The sequence below is a fragment of the Pigmentiphaga litoralis genome, from assembly GCF_013408655.1.
Classification (GTDB): Bacteria; Pseudomonadota; Gammaproteobacteria; order Burkholderiales; family Burkholderiaceae_B; genus Pigmentiphaga; species Pigmentiphaga litoralis_A.
This window is the reverse complement of sequence record NZ_JACCBP010000002.1, coordinates 393,532-411,866: the sequence shown is the minus strand read 5'-3', so window position 1 is coordinate 411,866 and position 18,335 is coordinate 393,532. Positions and strand designations below refer to the sequence as shown.

Below are 18,335 nucleotides of genomic sequence, written 5' to 3'. Positions count from 1 at the left end.
TCGGTGGCTGCGCTCAAGCAGCAGTTGCAGCAGATCCATGGCGAGGCCGGTCTGCGTCAGGCCGCGACGTTTCCGGCAGATGCGCCGTTGACGGATTCAGGTCCGGCCGGGGCCGCGACCACAGATGCGCGGGCCGTGCGGCAGGCGTCTGCCCCCGCAGGCGAAGCGCGGTAACGGCCGCGCCGCCCAGCAGTCGCAGCTTGTCGGCCTTGGACGTCGACACCCGCTTGTCCCAGGCACGCGGGCCCAGCGTCTTTACCTTGACACCGATATCGCGATACACGCCGCGCGCCGTCGCGATCGACCACGCCGACCGCCCGGGCAACACCTTCACGCCTTCCAGCGCCGACGCGTAATACGGCTCGGCCTCGTCCACCAGCCGTGCGCCCAGGGGCGCCAGCCGGGCGCGATACGCCGGGTCGCCCACCCGATCCAGCGGAATGCCCGCGTCGCGCAGCCAGTCCGACGGGACATAACACCTGCCTACGGCCGCGTCGTCCACGATGTCCCGGGCGATATTGGTCAACTGGAACGCCAGCCCCAGGTCGCACGCGCGGTCCAGGGTCGCCTCGTCTTTCACGCCCATGATCACCGCCATCATCAGCCCCACGACACCGGCCACGTGATAGCAATAGCTCAGTGTGTCTTCCAGCGTGTCGTACTTGCGTTCATGCACGTCCATCGCAAAGCCGTCCAGGTGCTCGAACGCGTACTGCTCGGGAATACGATGCTTCAACGCCACTTCCTGGAACGCGGCAAACGCCGGGTCCGTCATGGTCTCGCCGGCGTAGGCGCGGCGGGTTTCGGCATATAGCGTGGCCAGGCGTGCTTCGCCTTCGGCCCGGTCCTGGGCAGCGTCTTCGGGCTTGCCCGCCACCGCGCCGAACCCCAATTCCTGGCCGTCGACCACGTCGTCGCAATGCCGGCACCACGCATACAACATCAAGGCGCTGCGGCGGGTGTCGGGCGCAAACAGCTTGGCAGCAGCCGCAAAGCTCTTCGATCCGACCGCGATGGTCTGCGTCGCGTGGGCCAGCAGCGCCTCGCTCATCGTCCGGCCTCGGCCAGCATCAACGTCGCCGTCGCCTTGGCGGATCCGATCACGCCCGGCACGCCGGCGCCCGGATGCGTGCCCGCGCCCACCAGATACAGATTGGGCAGATCGGCATCCCGGTTATGCGGACGGAACCAGGCGCTCTGCGTCAGGATGGGCTCCAGCGAAAACGCCGACCCCACATGCGCATTCAGCTCGTCACGGAAATCCAGCGGCGTAAAGAAGCGCGTCGTGACCAGCTGGCTGCGCAGGCCGGGCATGTAGCGCTCTTCCAGATACGCCAGGATCTTGTCGCGATACTTCGGGCCTTCCACTTCCCAGTCGATGGGCGCGTTGCCCAGATGCGGCACCGGCGCCAGCACATAGTGGCTGCCGCAACCCGGCGGTGCGAGCGACGGGTCGGTAATGCACGGCGCGTGCAGGTACAAGGAAAAGTCGTCCGCCAGCGTATCCAGGTGGAAGATGTCGTGGATCAGTTGCTGGTAGCGCGGACCAAAACAGACGGTGTGATGCTGCAGCTGCGTATGGTGATGATTGACGCCGAAATACAGCACGAACAGTGAATTGCTGAACCGCTTCTTGCGCAGCGAATTGGCCCGCGACACGCCGCGCGGGTGGTGCCCGAGCAGCTTCTCGTACGTGAACATGACGTCGGCATTTGACGCCACGGAGTCGGCCGGGAACAGTTCGCCGCTTTCCAGCCGCACGCCCTTCACCCGATTGTTCTCGACATCGATCTTGGCCACGGCGGCATTGACTTCAATACGCCCGCCCAAGTCTTCGAACAGCCGCACCAGGCCCCGCACCAGCGCCCCCGTGCCACCCTTCGGAAACCACACGCCCCACTTGCGCTCCAGCGCGTGGATCAGCGTGTAGATCGACGACGTCGCGAACGGATTGCCGCCCACCAGCAAGGAATGGAAGGAAAACGCCTGGCGCAGGTGTTCATCCTGGATGAATTTCGACACCATGCTGTACACGGTGCGCCAGGCCTGCAGCTTGGCCAGTTGCGGCCCCACCGCCACCATGTCGCGGAACGACAGGAAAGGCACGGCCCCCAGCTTCAGATAGCCTTCATCGAACACCGCCTTCGAATACGCCAGGAAGCGCTGATAGCCGGCAACGTCAGCCGGATTGCGCGCGTGGATCTGGCGGTCCAGCGACTCCTGGTCATTGACGTAATCGAAGCTCGAGCCGTCTTCCCAGCACAGGCGATAGAACGGCGAGACGGGCAGCATCTCGACATAATCCGACATCTTCTTGCCGGCCAGGGTGAACAGTTCTTCGATCGCCGACGGATCGGTGATCACGGTCGGCCCGGCATCGAACACGAACCCCTGATCCTCGTACACATAGGCCCGGCCGCCCGGCTTGTCCCGCTTTTCCAGCAGCGTGGTCTGCACGCCGCTGGCCTGCAGGCGGATGGCCAGGGCCAGTCCGCCAAAGCCGGCGCCAATCACCACGGCACGTTGCGCGTCGCTCATTCGTAATTCCTGATTCGATGGGGATGGACCGCCAGCGCGGCCTTCATGGCCTGTGCTACCGGAACCGGTGGCTTGCCGACCAGAATGCGCAGCTTGTCGTGCGGGGCAAGGCGCCCGGCATAGAAGCGGCGGATCAGGCCTTCGGACAAGCCATAGAAACGTTGCATGACGCGCCACCGGTCGTCCGATCGGCCCGCGAGGAACAGCATGCGGTTCAGAAGACGGAAGTAGCCCTGCGCGCGCCATTCCTGGCGAGCCTCGTCGCGGATCGCCGCAAACAGGGCCGGGGCGCGCAAGTCGGGCAAGGCCGCCAGACGCCATGCCAATCGCAACGCATGAGGTAGAGAATAGCCGGTCGTCGGGTGGAAAAGGGCCGCGCGCAGACCTGTCGTCGGCTGCTGGCCGATATCGGCCCAGAAAGCGTCCGTATCGCCCGCGAGAATGATGGGCAAAGACCCTCGTTCCTCACGAATTACCTCGGCGATCGTCCATCCCTTGGACCGTGCGTACTCGGTGACATTTGCGCGCAAGATATCGTCGGTCAGCCGGTGGTGGTCGACATAATGCGTGTCTTCGATCAACAGCCGATCCGGCCCGAACGGCAGCACGTACACAAATCGATAACCGCCGCCCTGTGGGACGCTGGCATCCATGATGATCGGCGCGGTCATGCCGTGGGGCTGCGCCAGCCGCACTTCCTGGCCCAGAAAGGTCTGGTAGCCCAGCGCCAGATGTTCGCTGGCCCGCGGGCCCCGGCCATCGACGACGGCGGCGGCCGTCAGCGTCTGCCCGGTCGCCAATCGGACCGAGGTCGGGGTGACGTCAGTCACGGCCACGCCCAAACGCAGTCGTTCGCCAAGGATCGGGCCCACCACCCGTGCAAAGTCGTCGGAAGCAATGCTGGCATAGCCGCTGTGAAGAGTGCGTTGGCGTTCCGGAAAGACCACCTGATAACTCTGCCAGCTGCAGGAAATGACAGGCGCCAGCCACGCGCGCTGCGCCGGGTCGATGTCGCTGTCGTGGAACGACCAGGTGTGGTTGCCGCCCAGGTGCTCGCTGCCTTCCAGGACCAGGAAGTTGACGTCCGGCCGTTCGGTCGCCAGACGCCACGCCAGCAGACCGTTGGCCAGGCCCCCGCCGACCAGGATCAGGTCCAGGGGGGCGCCTTCCGGTAGGTAGACGGCATTGGAGTCGGCACGGGCATCGGCGTGGACGCGGGCATTGGCGTGGACTCGGGCATCGTCGTGGACGCCGGTCGCCTGCCCTGCTGCGCCTGGCAGCTCGCCCGCGCTCACGCTTGCTGCGCGGCAGGCGCGCGCGCCTTGGCCGATCCGTCGTCGCCGTACGCCGTCCGGTGGGCAGATGCGCTTCCGCCCTCTGCGACCGCGGCGGGCATCCGCAACGCGCCGGGCAGTTGCCCCTCGCCGCCCGTCTGGCGGTCCGCCGTCACCCGCCCTTCCACCGCATCCAGAATGATCTCCACCGCGCGCCGCGTCCCGCCCGCGCGCAGCACCGCCGCCGACAGGCCCTCCAGCCGACCCGCCATCTCTGTGTCGTCCAGCAATTCGCGCAGCAAGGTCGTCAGCCGGCCCACGGTCGCAAAGCGGGGCGACGCGCGCCGCCCGGCCCCGATCCGCACCATCCGCGCCGCGGCGCCTGGCTGGTCGAACGCAATCGGCATCGCCAGCATTGGCGTGCGGGTCGCCATCGCATCCAGCACCGTATTCAGTCCACCATGCGACACCACCGCATCGGCCCGCATCAAGGCCGCGCCCTGGGGTGCGTAGTCCGTCACCCACGTGGCACCCGCCGCTTCCAGTTCCCGGGACTGCTGCGCGTTCAGCCCGCCGCAATGCCCCACCAGCAGCTGCGCATCCACCCGCCGGCACGCCTGCGCGATCCGTTTGAACAGGTCCAGCCGGTAGCCCTGCACGGTGCCCAGCGACGCAAACACAAAGGGCCGGTCATTCTCGATCGGCCATGGCAGCGGCGGCCCGGACGTATCCACCGGACGCAGCGGCCCCACGTAATGGAACTGCGCGGGCAAGGACCGCCGGGGGAAATCAAATTCAGGAATGATCTGGCTCACCTGGGCCAAGGGCGACAGGCACTCGTGCAAGGCGCCCCGCCGGGACAGGCCAAAGCCGGCCGCCCGCGATTCGATCACCCGGCGATGCGGCGTCATCATCCAGTCGTAGATCCGCTCGCTTTGCGCGGCCATCTGCGCCGATTTCTCGGTGTCATCCCACACAAAAGGCATGACCGGCAAGGGCACGCCCGGCTCCCGATTGACAGGCAAGGCGCAGGCGATCGACACATAAGGCAGCCCGACGCCGTCCCCGATCAACCCGCCTGCGGCTTCCATCTGGTCGCACAGCAAGGCATCGATACCCAGGCGCGACAGCGCCGCGGGCACCTCGCGGCACAGCATGTCGGTGCAGCGGGCCAGATCGACGATTACGCGGCGCAGGCCCCACGGACTGCCCGGATTGGCCGCGGCGCGGATGGTATGCGCCAGGGATCCCAGCGGATGCGTGTCGGCGCCCACGGCCTCGAACCCGATGCGCGGATCGGTCACGAATGGCCGGGTATCTGCCTGGTGGATGAAGGTGACGCGATGCCCCTTGTCCACCAGGGCCGAGGCCAATGCCTGCAGCACTTGAAAATGGCTTGAAAACGCCGGCGCGATGACGCCAAAATGAATCATGCCCAACGTTCCAATCTGAAAGAAGAAAGTACTGACCCGCGCAGCTTATGACGTTGTACAACATCCGTCAGGGCGCCTGCCGGGCAGGCGCAACCCGCCGCGGCTGGCTGCGTTCCATCGTTTACAAGACTTAGCCCGAAAAGCAGGTACCCTGACGGGCTGAATCGCTCGAAAGCATGCAGCATCGGTCCCGCACTGGGGCGAATTGTCGCAGTTCGAAGTGTCACAAGGCTTTTCAAAGGACCTGGCCTATGGTTTTACCCGTTACCGCCACGCAAGACGCACCGCCGTCCTGCGACGTGCGCGCGCTTCGCCAGGAAGTGGAGCAGCGGCTGGCCGAACTGCTGCCCGAAGCCGGTGGCGAACGAGACCTGATTGCGCTGGCCATGCGCGAAAGCACCCTGGCGCCCGGCAAACGGGTTCGCCCGCTGCTGCTGGTGCTGACCGCGCGCGACCTCGGGTACGACGACCCTTCCCTGCTGGACCTGGCCTGCGCCGTGGAAATGGTGCATGCCGCGTCGCTGGTGCTGGATGACATGCCTTGCATGGACAATGCCCGCCTGCGCCGTGGCCGTCCCACCATTCACCTGCATTTTGGTGAGGATGTCGCCATCCTCACCGCGGTGGCTTTGCTGACACGTGCCTTCCATCTGGTTTCGAGCCTGTCGTCCGTGCCGCCCCTGCTGCGCACGCAACTGGTCGGCGGGCTGGCCAACGCGGTCGGCACCCAGGGACTCGTCAAGGGTCAGTATCAGGATCTGCGGGAAGGCACCCGAGCGCGGTCGGCGGACGAAATCGCGTCAACCAATGATCTGAAAACCAGTGTGCTGTTCAGCGCCACCATCGACATGGCCGCCATCATTGCGCAGGCCGATGAATCGGTGCGCGTCACGCTGGGCAGTTTTGCATCGGAACTGGGCCAGGCCTTCCAGTTGCTGGACGACCTGCGCGACACGCGCGACAACGACACCGCCACCACGGGCAAAGACATCTGCAAGGACGAAGGCAAGTCGACATTGATCGCCCTGCTGGGCGTCGAAGCGGCCCACCGCCGGCTTGGCATGCACTTGCATCATGCCGACGCGCACCTGAGCCGCGCGCTGGGCGACCGGCAAGACACCCGCGCCTTTGTGCGCGCGCTGTTCGATGCCGCCATGATTCCAGCCGTCCAACGCACTACGGTGCTGACGGGCGCGGCGGGCTAAGGCCGCCGCCGCACCATCCTCAGTCGGCGGCGCGTTCCAGCGCCGCCCGCAGCGCACCCGGGTCGGTATACGTCTTCTGGTTCACCAGCACGCCATCGCGCAGCTGCAACCATGTCACCGAGTCATTCTGTTCCACATACTTCTGCGCAACCGTGCCTTCCCGATCCAGCACGATCCGGTAGCTCGCCTTTTTCATGGCAGGCACCATGAACATCCGGCCTACCGACGGCACCCGCGCGATATCCGCCACGTACACCACCTTGCGCGCTTCCAGATAGCCCGCTGGCTGGTCTTCCATCGCCGCGTTCACCACCTTGGCGGCATCCATGCTGCGCGCCACCAGCAGCACCTTCACGTCGTTGCTGAATGCGTACGGTTTGTCGAACTGATCGTCCAGGGTCCACGGCTCGACACGCGCGCCGGGCTCCATGGCGTGCGCGCCCAGCGAAGCAAGCGTCAGAACCACGGCAGCAAAGGTTTTGATCATGGCGTTTCCGGTAAAGAGAAGTGCGGGCAATGTAGCCGATCGCGTGGCCTCCAAGACCGGTGCAATTGCAGCGGGATGCAACGGTGGAAAAGCGGTAAGCAGGTCTGGCAAGCAGCGGCGGGCCTGGCCACGGGCTGCCGGGGTGGATGGCGTTGATTACTCCAGATACCAAACGAGCTTCACCATCGCTCGCGTTTCATTCGCCCGCATCTGCCGACCCAGCGCCTGGTCCGCCGACGCATGCCCATCCGCTCCGACATACCCCAGCCTATCCACCGACACGATCACCTCCCGCTGCGCCGTCCACAGCCACCGCGCCCGGGCGCTGATCCCCAGCCGGTTCGACACGTTGTCCCACTGCAGCAGCACGCTTTCCGACCGGCGGGTCGACGGCGTGTGATCCATCCGGAAGGTCGCCATCCGCACCGTAAAGGCCCCGGACGGCAAGCGGATCGCGTTGCGCGCCATGCCGATGCGCGCCCCCCACGTCGGCGACGGCTGCCATGCCAGGGTGACCGATTGATCATCCCGCCGGCCGTCGTAATACCCGCCACCGCGCCACTGCGCCTCCGCTGACAGGGGCCGCGACGGCGCTGTCTCCAGATAGGCATACAGATAACGCCAGGCATAGCGACCCCTGTCCACCGTCACCCCTGGGACGGGCGCAAATGGCGCAGCCACGGTATCGGTCTCCATGAACACCTCGGCCATCGCCGTATCCCCTGCCGGCGTCGTATAGGCCATCTCGGGATTGATCACGACGGAGCTCTCCACACCCCCCGGCTTGCGACGGAAACTCCAGTCGACCCCCGGGATCATGTCGGCGCCTTTCCGGGTCCGGTGCCACCAGCCGATCTCGCCCTTCCCGCGCGTCACGCCCGCCTCGGCCAGATAGCCCAGTGCAGGCAGAAACCCGGCATCAATCCGCTGCACCTCGGCATTGCCGGTCGGTCCCACGTTGGGATACTGCACGCTGGCGCCCCACGCCTGTCCGGCGCCGACCACCGGATTCTCGGACCGCTGCGTCCACGCATGCGTTTCCAGCGTCTTGCCGCTCGAACTTGCGGCACGACCCAAGGGTGAGAAATCCGTGTCGCGAAACTGGTAATCCACCCCCCACAGCCGGCTTCCGGACGTGCCATCCGGATTGCCGCGCGTGCCCAGCACCCCGACCCGATGCCGCGCATCCAGCGCCCGGGCGACTCGCACCACGGCCACATCGGCAGACCGTTGCCCCGGCTCGCCAGGCGCCACCGGCCCGCCCGCCACCCGCGTCCCGAACACCCCCAGGTCAAAGCCCGCCACCGCGCCCGACAGCTTCACCCCCGCGTCCAGGCTCCGCGGCCGTCCCGACGCATCCAGCCCGATACGGCGCGAGTAGTACGGAATCACCGCCGTCTCGACCAGCCCCCCGAAACTGAACCGGCCCGCATCCTGCAGAAAGAAGGCGCGCTTTTCCGGCCGGAACAGTTCAAAGCGGGTCAGGTTGACCTTGCGCTCGTCCGCCTCGGCATCCCCAAAATCCACGTTCAACGCCAGCGTCGAACGCAACCCCGCCGCGCTTTCATGGAACGCCTCCAGCCCCGGCGCCACCGCCCGCTGAGCGCGACCCGTGCCCGATGCGCCCGACGATTCCGCCGTCCCTCGCACCGACGCCTTCACCCGCACGCCCAGGCCGTCCTGCTCGGCCACGATCGCCGGCATCGGTAACGCGTCACCCAGCGAATACACAAACTTGTCGGGCTGGATGCCGGCGAGCCGCACGCGCTCGCTGCCATTGGGCATCCAGCGTTCGGCGTTCAGGCGCCAGGTGGGGGGCAGGCCAGGGGTCACTGTCGCGGAAGCGCTGGACACCGGCTCGTCAACGGCATGGGGATAGCCAAAGCCTTCGTCCGCACCTTGCCCACCCGAACGCCGTCGGCCAAATACCGATAGCGGAATCGCCAGGTCTGCATGCCATCCCTCCGGCCCGACGCGTGCCCGGCTCACCCACCGTGCGTCCCAATCGAAACGCATCTGCCCGCCATCGAACACCAACGCGTCAAACTGCGCGCCGTTGGCATTCACCACGAACAGGAACCCGTTGCGCCCGTCGCCATCGGGGTCGATCACCACCGTGACCTGATCCTCTTTCAGCATGCCCTCCACATCCCGCCGCATCTGCTGCGCGACAACAGTCGACGGCGCAGGATCCCACGCGTCGATCCGCAGATACAGCGTGCGGCCGTCGTGCGCCACACGCAGTTCGGTGCGGCGAGTCGGCGCCACGCCCGCGCGCGGCGCAACCTGGATGAATTGGTCGATGACCGGGGCGTTGACCAGCGACGGGAACGCGATGGCGTCGGTGGGCGAGAAAGGATCAAGCCGATGCGCGGCCGGCAGCAGGACAGAAGGCACAGGAATCGAATTGAACGCAGACGTAGCGGTGGAAGTGGATGCGACTGTGGCTGTGGCGGCGAGTAAGGGCACCGCCACGCAAATCACGACGCAGAACAGCCGAATCCCATGCGTGATCGCCGCGCTGAAGTTCGCCATTCAGGCCACCTGACCGCGGGTGGCCGCACGGGTCGCCTTGGCAGCCGCCAACGGCGCCACACCAACCAGCCGCGCTGCCTGCGCTCGCCGCCCCCGCCACTTCTTCCACCAGATCACGACACCCGTCACGCTCAGCATCGCCACCAACAGGCCCATCACTGTCACGAACACATCGAACGGCAATCCCCAGACCGCCGCCATGTGCAGGCTGGTCAGCCAGGTGCGCACCGTATCGCCCGCCGCCGCGCCGGTGGGTAGCCACAGATGTGCAAGCCCGCCAGCATCGAACGTCAGGCTGGTGGCGCCCCGGTGATCCCGGATATCCCGATCGCTGCGCACCACATACCGGTACGTCCTCGCAGACGCGTCGTAACCCAGGGCTTCTTCATTGATCACGACCACCGGCGGCACCTGCAATGACGCCTGCTCGGCCATCAAGCGACGCCCCATTTCGTGCGCGTGCCGCCAGTTCATTAACGGCGCGGCCTGAGCTGCCGAAGCGCCCTGCGGCGTGACACCCTCCGGCTGATGCGCCAGCACGGTCTTCATGACCGGGTCATACACCTCCGACAGATCGAACGCGACGCTGCTCCACGCCAGCACGAACAGCATGGCCCACACCCACAAGCCGCCCGCGCGATGCAGATCGAAAGTCACCTTGTAGGCGCCGCCATCCCACCGCACCTTCCACGACGGCCACCACCGCCGCCGCCACGGCTTGCTGTCCGCCCGTTTTTTCTTCAGCGCCGCGGGAAACGTCAGGTACGCGCCCACAAAACAGTCCAACGTCCACAGCAAGGCAATCACGCCAAAGACATAGCTGCCGATCGTGTCCAGCGCCAATGAAAAATGCAGCCGGTAAATGAAGGGCATCAGATTCTTCCACCCTTGCCCGATGTCTCCCCACTTGCGTTCCCCGACCACGACACCGCGATAGGGATCGACAAAGATCTGGTCGTTCGGCAAGTCCACAGCGTTCTGCTGGGCGGCCTCGGTGTTCGCCGCCAGATACACCACCAGCGTCCGCCCCGCTTCCACCCGCAACGGCGCGTAGCGAACCTGCGCCTGCGGATAACGCGCCTGCACCCGTTCGACCAGATCAACGGGATCCATTGGCACCGCTTCAGCGGAAGGCGGCGTGACGCGGAACAAGGCCGGCGATATCGCCTCGTCCAACGCGTCGTTCCACACCAGCAGCGCCCCCGTCACCCCCGCCAGCAACAAAAAGCCAGCCAGCACCAGGCCAACCCAACGATGCGCCACGACAAACATCTGACGGTCGACCGGCCATCGCCTGCCGACCGGAATCGGCCGGACGGGCATCAAGATCCGCTCGGGCTCTCGACGGCGATCACCTGCCCGTTCTCCATCCGGACCAGCCGGTCGGCCAGATGGAAATACCGGTCATCGTGCGAGATCACCAGCACTGCCTTGCCCCGCGCACGCAACTCGGGCAGCAACTCGCGATAGAACACGTCCTTGAACACCGGATCCTGGTCGGCCGCCCATTCGTCGAACACCAGGAAAGGTCGGTCTTCCAGGTAGGCCACCACCAGCGCCAGGCGCTTGCGCTGCCCCTGCGACAAGGCGCGCGTCGTGAATGCGCCATTGATCACCTGCACCTTGTGATGCAGATTGAGCTTGGTCAGCAAGGCATTGCCCTGCGCATCCCTATCGGCCGACGCTCCTTCGAGCAATTGATCGAACAGATGGAAGTCGGAAAAGATCGCTGAAAAATTCTGCCGATACCGGTCCCGATTGGCGTCCGTCACCAAGTCCCCGTTGCACAGGATCTCGCCGCTTTCCGGCTGATACAGCCCCACCAGCAACTTGGCCAGGGAGGTCTTTCCGCTCCCGTTGCCGCCAACCAGGTATGTGATTTCGCCGGGCGCGAATGTCAACGCGATCGGGCCCAGCTTGAACAGGTCATCCAGACCTTCGTGGTAGTAGGTATGGCAGACGTCCCGCAGCGCCAGGCCCGCAAACGGCAACTCTGTCGATGCTGGGTGCGGCAAATCTGCCGGGGCTGGGTACGGCAGCCCCGTCGATGCCAAGGACGGCGTGCCGCGGCGGGGTCCGGTTGATGACGCCAGATCCCGCGACGCATCATCCAGCGTCGTCCGATCCAGCTGCTGCGTGATCTCATCAATACGCGCGCCCGACACCCGCGCCATGTTCGCGCGCGGCAGCGCCATCAGCAGGTTCTCCAGCGGCGCCACCATGTACACGAACACCAGCGCAAAGCCGGTCATGACCCGCCCGCGCTCAGGCACGTCCCCCACCAACACGAACAGCACCAACCCGATAAACGCGTAGATCAGGAAATTGCCCCAGGCCGTCGACACCAGGAACACCGACATGCCGAATGCACGTTCACGACGCACCGTCTCGATCGACCCGCCCAGCACCGTGTCCGCAAAGCGCCGCCGCTTGCCGGCATGCAGCCGCAATTCCTTTGCGCCGTCCATCAAGGACCGGAAGTGATCGAACAGCTTGTCCTGCTCTTTCGACGCCACGTCCAGATGCCGGATCGCGCGCAGGTGGGCCAGGTGATAGCCGACCGAGCCCAGCCCGATCACCACCACCGCCGCCAAAAACACGTACCACGACAGCAGCGCCATGTAGACGAGGCAGCCCGTCACGATGATGGCGTTGACCAGGATCGTCGGAAAGCTCACAAAAAATTCGGCCACTTGCGTGCTGTGCTCGGACAGCGCCGACTGCACACGCGGCCCGCCAATCTCTTCCAGGCGGCGATACTCCGCATCGATCACGCGGCCGGAAATGAAGCGCCGCATGTCCGCATGCGCCCGCTGATTCAAGCGCTCGAACAGCACGGACGCGACCATCTGGCTGACCATCGCCACCACCGCGAATCCCGCGAACCGCCAAGCCAGCACGGCGCGCTCGGCCGGTGATGCCGCCGTCAACGCCGCGGTGATCTGCGTCAGCAGCAAGACGCTGCAGATGCCACTGAGCACACTTGCCACTGCCGCGCCGATCATCAGGTTGCGCGACTGTTGAATGAGATAGGTAAGCAAGCGACGCCCTCGGAAGATGGACACGTGCAAGCCGGCACCACCGGCCGCCCCCTGCACGTCAACTTCCTGTGGAACGCGGATATATCGAATTTGTTTAGTGGAGAATTTCGGGATAACGGTTGCTGGGGGCGGCGGGTCGCGGACCTTTTTTAGCGGCTAAAAAGTTGGGGCGATCGAAGGTTCGGGAAGTACGAGCGACCTTGGTTCGCAGAAGCACCTGTCTGCACCTGACCGCCGAGGCGTTAAACATCCACTGCCCCTCCGCGTCCCACGCCCATGACACCTGCGCCACCCTGCACGCCGGGGCCACTGGCCCCCGCCAATGGCCGCCCTCTTCACCAGGCGGGCCAATGATCCCGATGCTCGCCCCCCTGTTTACCGGGGACTGGGCAGAAGAAGGCGAAGCGCTGGCCTGTGCGGACGCCTGGCCCGCCGATGCGATACCCGTATCCCGGCTGATCGACGATGCTGCGCTGCTACAGGACGTGCTTGCGCAGCACGCACGCTATCGCCGGGTCACGGGCACCGACCTGCGCGCCGCGGCGTCGGCATGGAGCCTCAGCTATCTGTGGACGCTGCTTCCGGCCGTTGTCGCCGCAGCCAGCATCCTGCAGCACCGATTCCCCTTGCACGCCGACGACATGGCGGTCAGCTTCGATAAGGACGGCGCCGCCACACGCTTCCATATCCGGCACCTGGGCGATGCGCTTCCGGGAACGTCGACACAGGAACGGTACGAACCCCTGCTTGCCGACCACCTGGACCCGCTGTTCGCGGCACTGCGCGCACAGACACGGGTGGCCCGCAAGATTCTGTGGGGCAACGCCGCAAGATATCTGGAAAGCGTGCTCGAGCACGGCCTGCAACGGACGGGCGGCGCGGCGCACATTGCAGCGGATCATCACGCACTGCTGCAATGTGCGGTCAACGAAGATGGATCGACGAATCCCCTGCATGGCGTCCGGCGCCGGTCGTCAGCCGTGCAAGGCGGCGTGGTGACGCCTGTGCGGCTGCACCGCCAATGCTGCCTGTACTACCTGCTGCCGGGTGAAGGCTACTGCGGCCTGTGCCCACTCGCGCCTGAACATCGGCGCGGTGCGGCTCCGGGTAGCTGAAAAAGTTTTTTGAACTGGTTGACGGACCGCCTCAAGGCGGCAACACCACCCTGCGCAGTCCGGGATCCCTTGCAATGTCCGCCTCACGGAAAGGAAAGCGCAACCACGCCTTGCGCGAATACCGCGCGACCGGGTCCACACCGCGGCCACCCGTCAGCGCCGCTTCGTCCTGCCCGTGGGCAAGCAAGGTCTGTGCGTCCACCCCATTCGTGCCAAAGCGCACCACCTGCAGGTAGCTGTTGCCCATGGCGTCCGGTCCCCACTTGCTCTGGCCATCCTCGTTGCACGCCATGGTGAAATACCCGGTTGAAGCGCACCCGCCATAAACAGGCCACCGGCGGCCGCCGCTTTCGACATAACGTCGCGCCTGCAACGGCTCATCCAGCGCACGCGCCTGCGCATCGAATGCGGCTACCGTCAGCGCCAAGGCCTGCGCGGCACGGCCGCCCTCGGCGTTCAGCACACGCGGCGCATCCAGCGGCGTCGCGCTTGAAAACACATCGGCATACAACCCTGCGCGCGGGGCAGCTGTCAGGCGCGCCCAGAAAGCTTCCCACAACAGCGCGCCGCGTTCCGTCGCGTCCGCAAGGTTCGACCATTGGCGCAAGACATTGCACGCCTTGCCCACGTCAACGGACCGCGGCGTAGCGCTATCGGTCCCCTTGCCCAAGCCAGCGGCCACCAGCGCCTGTGCATCCACCTGCACGATCGGGGCCGCGCATGCCTGCGTCAGTACCTGCGTCTTGAACACGTCAGCCGAGTAGGCCCGGGGCGTCAGCACGTCCGCCATCACCCGCCGGGCGGTTGCGTCAGAAGAACCTGGCGACCCTGCCAGGATATCGAGCGCGATCCGGTGCCCCAACCGCCCGCGCAACGTCAACGGTTCACGCTCGCCCCCCATCACGGCAGGAAAGCCTTCCAGTGGCTGGCGGGCGTTGCTCAGCCAATGGCTGTCGTTCATGTTGGCGACGTAGTCCATGCGCATCAACGAGGGCAGGCCATCGACCGGCATGGCGCCCGCCTGCGCAGCATCCGCCGATACCTGCCAGCCGCACGCCGACCGGCTGCCATCCAGCACCGGCGTAGCCGCATCCAGCTGCGCAAAGCCTTGCGCACGCGCGGTGCTGCAAGCCTTGCGCAAGGCGTCGGGCACGTTGGGCACCGCACCGATATCGGCATACCAGACACGACCGTCGGGCACGGACGCTGTCCCATCCTGCTGTCGCTTCCTTCCGATCGCCACCGTATTCACCCACGGCACCGCCGCTTCCCGCCGCTGGATGGCAACAAAGTCATCCAGCGACGTCGCCTGATTCCAGAAAAAGAAATTGCGGAAGATACGGAAGTTATCGGCGTTTACATCGCGGATCGCCATGACATGCCCGCCGCCCCAGCCCAGCGACGGGTGATGCCCGTCCAGGTTCACCACCGGCCCGAACCGGGTACCGTAGAACGTGCGCGTTACCCGCCCGATCTTGCCGTCCGCCTCACGGACATACACGCTGACCTCCCGCGCCGTCATGGGCTCGCTCTGGCCATCCACCTGGTAGCGCTGCGGATCGGCGGGATCCAGCGTCAGGTCGAACAGGCCGAACCGGCGCGCGGTCGATACCGTATGGGTCCACGCCACGTCGTCGTTGAAGCCGATCATCACCAGGGGCACGCCCAGGAACCCGACACCAGCCACGTCAACGCGGCCCGGGATCGTCAGATGCATCTGATAGAAGCGGTCGGGCCCGCCCCAGAACCAGTGCGGATTCCCGAACAGCACGGCGCCGTCTCCCCCCGTCGCCTCGCTGCCCAGAGCCAATGCATTGCTGCCAATGCCCGCCTGGGTACCGATGCCATGGGCCAGGATACGGCGCAGCGTGTTGCCGCGATCCATGCCGCCCAGCGCAGGCAGCGTCGCGGCCGACGCTGACGCTTGATGCACTGGCGCAATGGCAGCAGGCATTGACGTCGCACCGCCAGGCAATGACGACACCGGCGCACCCACCTTTGCCGGCGTCACGTTGGTCATTTCGGTAATGAACTTGGCATACCCGCCCGCGATCTGCGCCGCATACAGCCGGCGATGCACATCGTCAGCCGAAATCTCTCGCACCCACGAGGCGTCCGCGCATGCTCTGCCCGGTGCGTTGGACGATGCCTTGGACGCCACGCCGCCCCGCCGCGCTCGCATATTGGCTACATAGCGGTTGTAGCCTTCGGCAAACCCATCAACCAGTTCCGCCAGGCCCGGTGGGTGCTGCGCCCGATACCGCGCGAGCACCCCACCATCCACAAACGCCCGAAAGAAGAAATCCAGGTCCACATTCCTGGGGCGGCCAAACGTCGAATCGCGCGCCGGACGGGCATCGGGACCAAAGAACAGCGATCGCCGCCCCTGGTAGGTCACGAACGCCTCGGCAAGCGTGCACAGCGCATCTTCCGCCTGGACATAGCCGACCCCTACCCCCAGCGCGCGCCACGTCGTGCCACGGATATGGGGAATGCCGTCTGTCGTTCGCCGGATCTCAACACCCGCCGCGCCGCCACGCAGCACCGACAGGTTGGGTACCTCCAGAGATTCCTGCACATCCGGAGCACGCGTCGTGACATCCACAAACGCTACGTCGCGCTCGGGCGCTTGGACGACAGGCGTATCGACATTGGCCTGTACTTCCCGTGCGGACACGATCACGGCCACCACCAACGCAAAGCCCACGACGACGCGCGCCGGCGTCCACGTGGCGGCGCGCCCCGTCAAAGCCGTTCGGCGCCGCGATTTCCAGGATCTCATGACTGACACGCTACATATCCTTCCAGAACGTTCGCTACATTCACACCAATCGCGTCCACCGCATAGCCCCCTTCCAGCACAAAGACCGGCGGCAAATGTGCGTAGGCAATTTCCTCGCCAACCTGCAGGTAATCATCACTACAGAGCAGGAAGCCCGAAATCGGATCCCCTTCGAAGGTATCGACGCCCAGCGACACGACCAACGCGTCCACCCTGGCTTCGGCAATCACATGCAGGGCCTGGGCAAGCGCCGCCCGCCACACGCCAAACGGCGTGCCACGCGGCAATGGCAGATTGACATTACTCCCCTCCCCCGGCCCGCAGCCCCGTTCATCCGCATGGCCAAGATAGAACGGATAGTCCGTACGGGGATCCGCGTGGATGCTGACATAGACCACATCGGCACGTTCATAGAACAACGACTGGGTGCCGTTGCCATGGTGGTAGTCAATGTCCAGCACCGCCACCCGTTCCGCGCCCCCATCCCGCAGGGTCTGCGCCGCCAACGCTGCATTGTTCAGAAAACAATAGCCGCCAAAAAAGTCGTAGCCCGCGTGATGACCCGGCGGACGCGTAAGTGCAAACGCGCCCTTGGCGCCCGTCTGCACATGCCGGGCGGCAGCAATGGCACATGCCGCCCCACCCCGTGCGGCCCGCCATGCGCCCTGCGTGAGCGGTGTGCCTGCGTCGAACGAAAACAAACCCAACCGTGCGGCAAAATTGTCTGGCACCACGTCAGTTCGATGCTGACGCACCGGCCATACCGACGGCAACGCGTCACGATAGGCATTGGCCGGATCCAGCGCCACCCACGACGACCAGGCATCCCGCAAGAAGTCCACATAACGCGGCGCGTGCACTCGCAACAACGCTTCATCCTTGATCGGCGCCGGATTCGCCATCGTTCCCAGGCCGCGCCGCCGCATCTCGACCAACACGCGTTCAGCACGCGCAGGCACATCGAAACACGGCACGAACTCGCCGCGAAACATCTCCACCATCCCCTCGTGGTGTGCGTGCTCGGCATTGAAGAATGTCTTCATGGCGTCGAGTCATCCGGCAGTCCCGCCATCACCGCCAACCCTTCACACAAGGCGGGAAAAAGACTGTCATGGAAATTGTTCCAGCGCAGCTCCAGAATCGTGTCTTCCGGATGGATCCGGGTGTTCAACACGTCCACGATCACCTCGCCCGAATCGATGCCCGTGTCGACATAATGGAACGACGCACCCGTCATATCGACGACAGGCACCGGTTCAGTCGCCAGGGTGGTCCAATCGGTGACTCGTAGACCCCGCGCGCCGTACAGCGCGTCCAGCGTCGCATGCGCGCCCCGGCGCTGGTAAGGCGAATGACTACGTGTAATGCCAGGATGGATGTTGACGATCCTCCGGCAGTACGGTGCCCCAGGGCGGACCAGGGCGTCCAGAATCACCAGCAATCCGTCGATCACCACCACGTCGGCGTCCAATTGCTGCAGCACGGCCAGCAGCCGTGCTTCGAAGACACGCTTGGCGCCCGGACGCTCGGGCGACGCCAGCGGCAACCGCCGGTAGGTGGACGGTAGCGCCTGCAGCAGGCTGTTCAGGCGCACGCGCTGCACGTCAAGGTAGGGGGGATAAAACCAGCTCGCGCCCGGCCGATAGGAAAAGCCGTAGCCCTTCAACGCCAGTTGATCGCGCTCGGATTCCTCATCGTCATCGAACAGCACGCCCCGCAACACGTACGCATCGCCCAAGTCCGTATCGTTCAAGGCCTCCACCAGGCATTGCAGCGGCGACTTCATGTAGCGCTGATCGCCTTTGTACGGAATGTATTGCCCCGCCCTGTCAGCTGCGGCATTACGCATCGACCACAGGTACACCAGGTTCTTTTTTGTCATGCGTCGCCGTCTCCAGTCGGATCGCGCGGCAACAGCGCACGCA

Annotated in this window: 14 protein-coding genes; 3 read left to right on the top strand and 11 right to left on the bottom strand. The window is 65.5% G+C overall.

Annotated elements, in window-relative coordinates; all coding sequences use genetic code 11:
- Nucleotides 1-13: 13 nt before the first annotated feature.
- Genes crtB through HD883_RS21990 form a run of 4 tightly spaced genes read right to left on the bottom strand, consistent with a single transcriptional unit; the run spans nucleotide 14 to nucleotide 5,245 of the window.
- Nucleotides 14-1,051 carry a 15-cis-phytoene synthase CrtB gene (gene crtB / locus HD883_RS22005; protein WP_218863557.1) on the bottom strand — a complete coding sequence of 346 codons (1,038 nt, stop codon included), beginning with the start codon at nucleotides 1,049-1,051 and terminating at the stop codon, nucleotides 14-16.
- Nucleotides 1,048-2,538: a phytoene desaturase gene (locus tag HD883_RS22000; RefSeq protein WP_179589122.1), complete on the bottom strand. Its 1,491-nt coding sequence runs from the start codon at nucleotides 2,536-2,538 to the stop codon at nucleotides 1,048-1,050. Before HD883_RS22000 ends, crtB begins: the two co-directional genes overlap by 4 nt.
- A complete protein-coding gene (gene crtY, locus HD883_RS21995; protein WP_373563450.1) occupies nucleotides 2,535-3,833 on the bottom strand; it encodes a lycopene beta-cyclase CrtY in 1,299 nt (432 codons plus the stop codon). Before crtY ends, HD883_RS22000 begins: the two co-directional genes overlap by 4 nt.
- Nucleotides 3,830-5,245, bottom strand: coding sequence for a glycosyltransferase (locus HD883_RS21990; protein ID WP_179589121.1), 1,416 nt, complete (start codon nucleotides 5,243-5,245; stop codon nucleotides 3,830-3,832). The genes crtY and HD883_RS21990 overlap by 4 nt, the downstream gene beginning before the upstream one ends.
- 251 nt (nucleotides 5,246-5,496) lie before the next feature.
- Between HD883_RS21990 and HD883_RS21985 the strand changes: the two genes are divergently transcribed.
- The gene (locus tag HD883_RS21985) at nucleotides 5,497-6,450 is read left to right on the top strand and encodes a polyprenyl synthetase family protein (RefSeq protein WP_179589120.1); all 954 of its coding nucleotides are present in this window, start codon (nucleotides 5,497-5,499) and stop codon (nucleotides 6,448-6,450) included.
- Between the two features lie 19 nt (nucleotides 6,451-6,469).
- On the opposite strand, the gene HD883_RS21980 is transcribed toward HD883_RS21985, so the two are convergent.
- Both HD883_RS21980 and HD883_RS21975 read right to left on the bottom strand, forming a co-directional pair.
- Nucleotides 6,470-6,937, bottom strand: coding sequence for an FAD/FMN-containing dehydrogenase (locus HD883_RS21980; protein WP_218863555.1), 468 nt, complete (start codon nucleotides 6,935-6,937; stop codon nucleotides 6,470-6,472).
- A gap of 156 nt (nucleotides 6,938-7,093) precedes the next feature.
- Complete coding sequence (locus HD883_RS21975; protein WP_218863553.1) at nucleotides 7,094-9,334, bottom strand: carbohydrate binding family 9 domain-containing protein; 2,241 nt, start codon at nucleotides 9,332-9,334, stop codon at nucleotides 7,094-7,096.
- 10 nt (nucleotides 9,335-9,344) lie between these two features.
- Between HD883_RS21975 and HD883_RS21970 the strand changes: the two genes are divergently transcribed.
- Complete coding sequence (locus tag HD883_RS21970) at nucleotides 9,345-9,485, top strand: hypothetical protein (protein WP_179589119.1); 141 nt, start codon at nucleotides 9,345-9,347, stop codon at nucleotides 9,483-9,485.
- Here HD883_RS21970 and HD883_RS21965 read toward each other — a convergent pair.
- Complete coding sequence (locus HD883_RS21965; RefSeq protein WP_179589118.1) at nucleotides 9,473-10,795, bottom strand: PepSY-associated TM helix domain-containing protein; 1,323 nt, start codon at nucleotides 10,793-10,795, stop codon at nucleotides 9,473-9,475. The two genes, HD883_RS21970 and HD883_RS21965, sit on opposite strands and share 13 nt — an antisense overlap.
- Nucleotides 10,795-12,513, bottom strand: coding sequence for an ATP-binding cassette domain-containing protein (locus HD883_RS21960; protein ID WP_179589117.1), 1,719 nt, complete (start codon nucleotides 12,511-12,513; stop codon nucleotides 10,795-10,797). Before HD883_RS21960 ends, HD883_RS21965 begins: the two co-directional genes overlap by 1 nt.
- Before the next feature lie 350 nt (nucleotides 12,514-12,863).
- On the opposite strand from HD883_RS21960, the gene fhuF reads away from it, so the two are divergent.
- Complete coding sequence (gene fhuF, locus HD883_RS21955; RefSeq protein ID WP_179589116.1) at nucleotides 12,864-13,628, top strand: siderophore-iron reductase FhuF; 765 nt, start codon at nucleotides 12,864-12,866, stop codon at nucleotides 13,626-13,628.
- Nucleotides 13,629-13,659: 31 nt separating this feature from the next.
- Here the strand turns inward: fhuF and HD883_RS21950 are convergent, their stop codons facing one another.
- From HD883_RS21950 to HD883_RS21940, 3 genes are read right to left on the bottom strand one after another with little or no spacing between them, the layout of a single operon-like run.
- On the bottom strand, nucleotides 13,660-16,410 hold the full coding sequence (locus tag HD883_RS21950; RefSeq protein ID WP_179589115.1) for a penicillin acylase family protein: 2,751 nt from the start codon (nucleotides 16,408-16,410) through the stop codon (nucleotides 13,660-13,662).
- Nucleotides 16,407-17,453 carry a histone deacetylase family protein gene (locus HD883_RS21945; RefSeq protein ID WP_179589114.1) on the bottom strand — a complete coding sequence of 349 codons (1,047 nt, stop codon included), beginning with the start codon at nucleotides 17,451-17,453 and terminating at the stop codon, nucleotides 16,407-16,409. The genes HD883_RS21950 and HD883_RS21945 overlap by 4 nt, the downstream gene beginning before the upstream one ends.
- Nucleotides 17,450-18,292 carry a formyltransferase family protein gene (locus tag HD883_RS21940; protein WP_179589113.1) on the bottom strand — a complete coding sequence of 281 codons (843 nt, stop codon included), beginning with the start codon at nucleotides 18,290-18,292 and terminating at the stop codon, nucleotides 17,450-17,452. The genes HD883_RS21945 and HD883_RS21940 overlap by 4 nt, the downstream gene beginning before the upstream one ends.
- Nucleotides 18,293-18,335: the final 43 nt, after the last annotated feature.

What these genes read in the sequence shown, in the direction of transcription:
- HD883_RS21965 (WP_179589118.1), bottom strand. Translation starts at nt 10,795, where the DNA reads ATGCCCGTCCGGCCGATTCCGGTCGGCAGGCGATGGCCGGTCGACCGT.
- HD883_RS22000 (WP_179589122.1), bottom strand. Translation starts at nt 2,538, where the DNA reads ATGAGCGACGCGCAACGTGCCGTGGTGATTGGCGCCGGCTTTGGCGGA.
- HD883_RS21940 (WP_179589113.1), bottom strand. Translation starts at nt 18,292, where the DNA reads ATGACAAAAAAGAACCTGGTGTACCTGTGGTCGATGCGTAATGCCGCA.
- HD883_RS21950 (WP_179589115.1), bottom strand. Translation starts at nt 16,410, where the DNA reads ATGAGATCCTGGAAATCGCGGCGCCGAACGGCTTTGACGGGGCGCGCC.
- fhuF (WP_179589116.1), top strand. Translation starts at nt 12,864, where the DNA reads ATGATCCCGATGCTCGCCCCCCTGTTTACCGGGGACTGGGCAGAAGAA.
- HD883_RS21980 (WP_218863555.1), bottom strand. Translation starts at nt 6,937, where the DNA reads ATGATCAAAACCTTTGCTGCCGTGGTTCTGACGCTTGCTTCGCTGGGC.
- HD883_RS21990 (WP_179589121.1), bottom strand. Translation starts at nt 5,245, where the DNA reads ATGATTCATTTTGGCGTCATCGCGCCGGCGTTTTCAAGCCATTTTCAA.
- crtB (WP_218863557.1), bottom strand. Translation starts at nt 1,051, where the DNA reads ATGAGCGAGGCGCTGCTGGCCCACGCGACGCAGACCATCGCGGTCGGA.
- HD883_RS21945 (WP_179589114.1), bottom strand. Translation starts at nt 17,453, where the DNA reads ATGAAGACATTCTTCAATGCCGAGCACGCACACCACGAGGGGATGGTG.
- HD883_RS21985 (WP_179589120.1), top strand. Translation starts at nt 5,497, where the DNA reads ATGGTTTTACCCGTTACCGCCACGCAAGACGCACCGCCGTCCTGCGAC.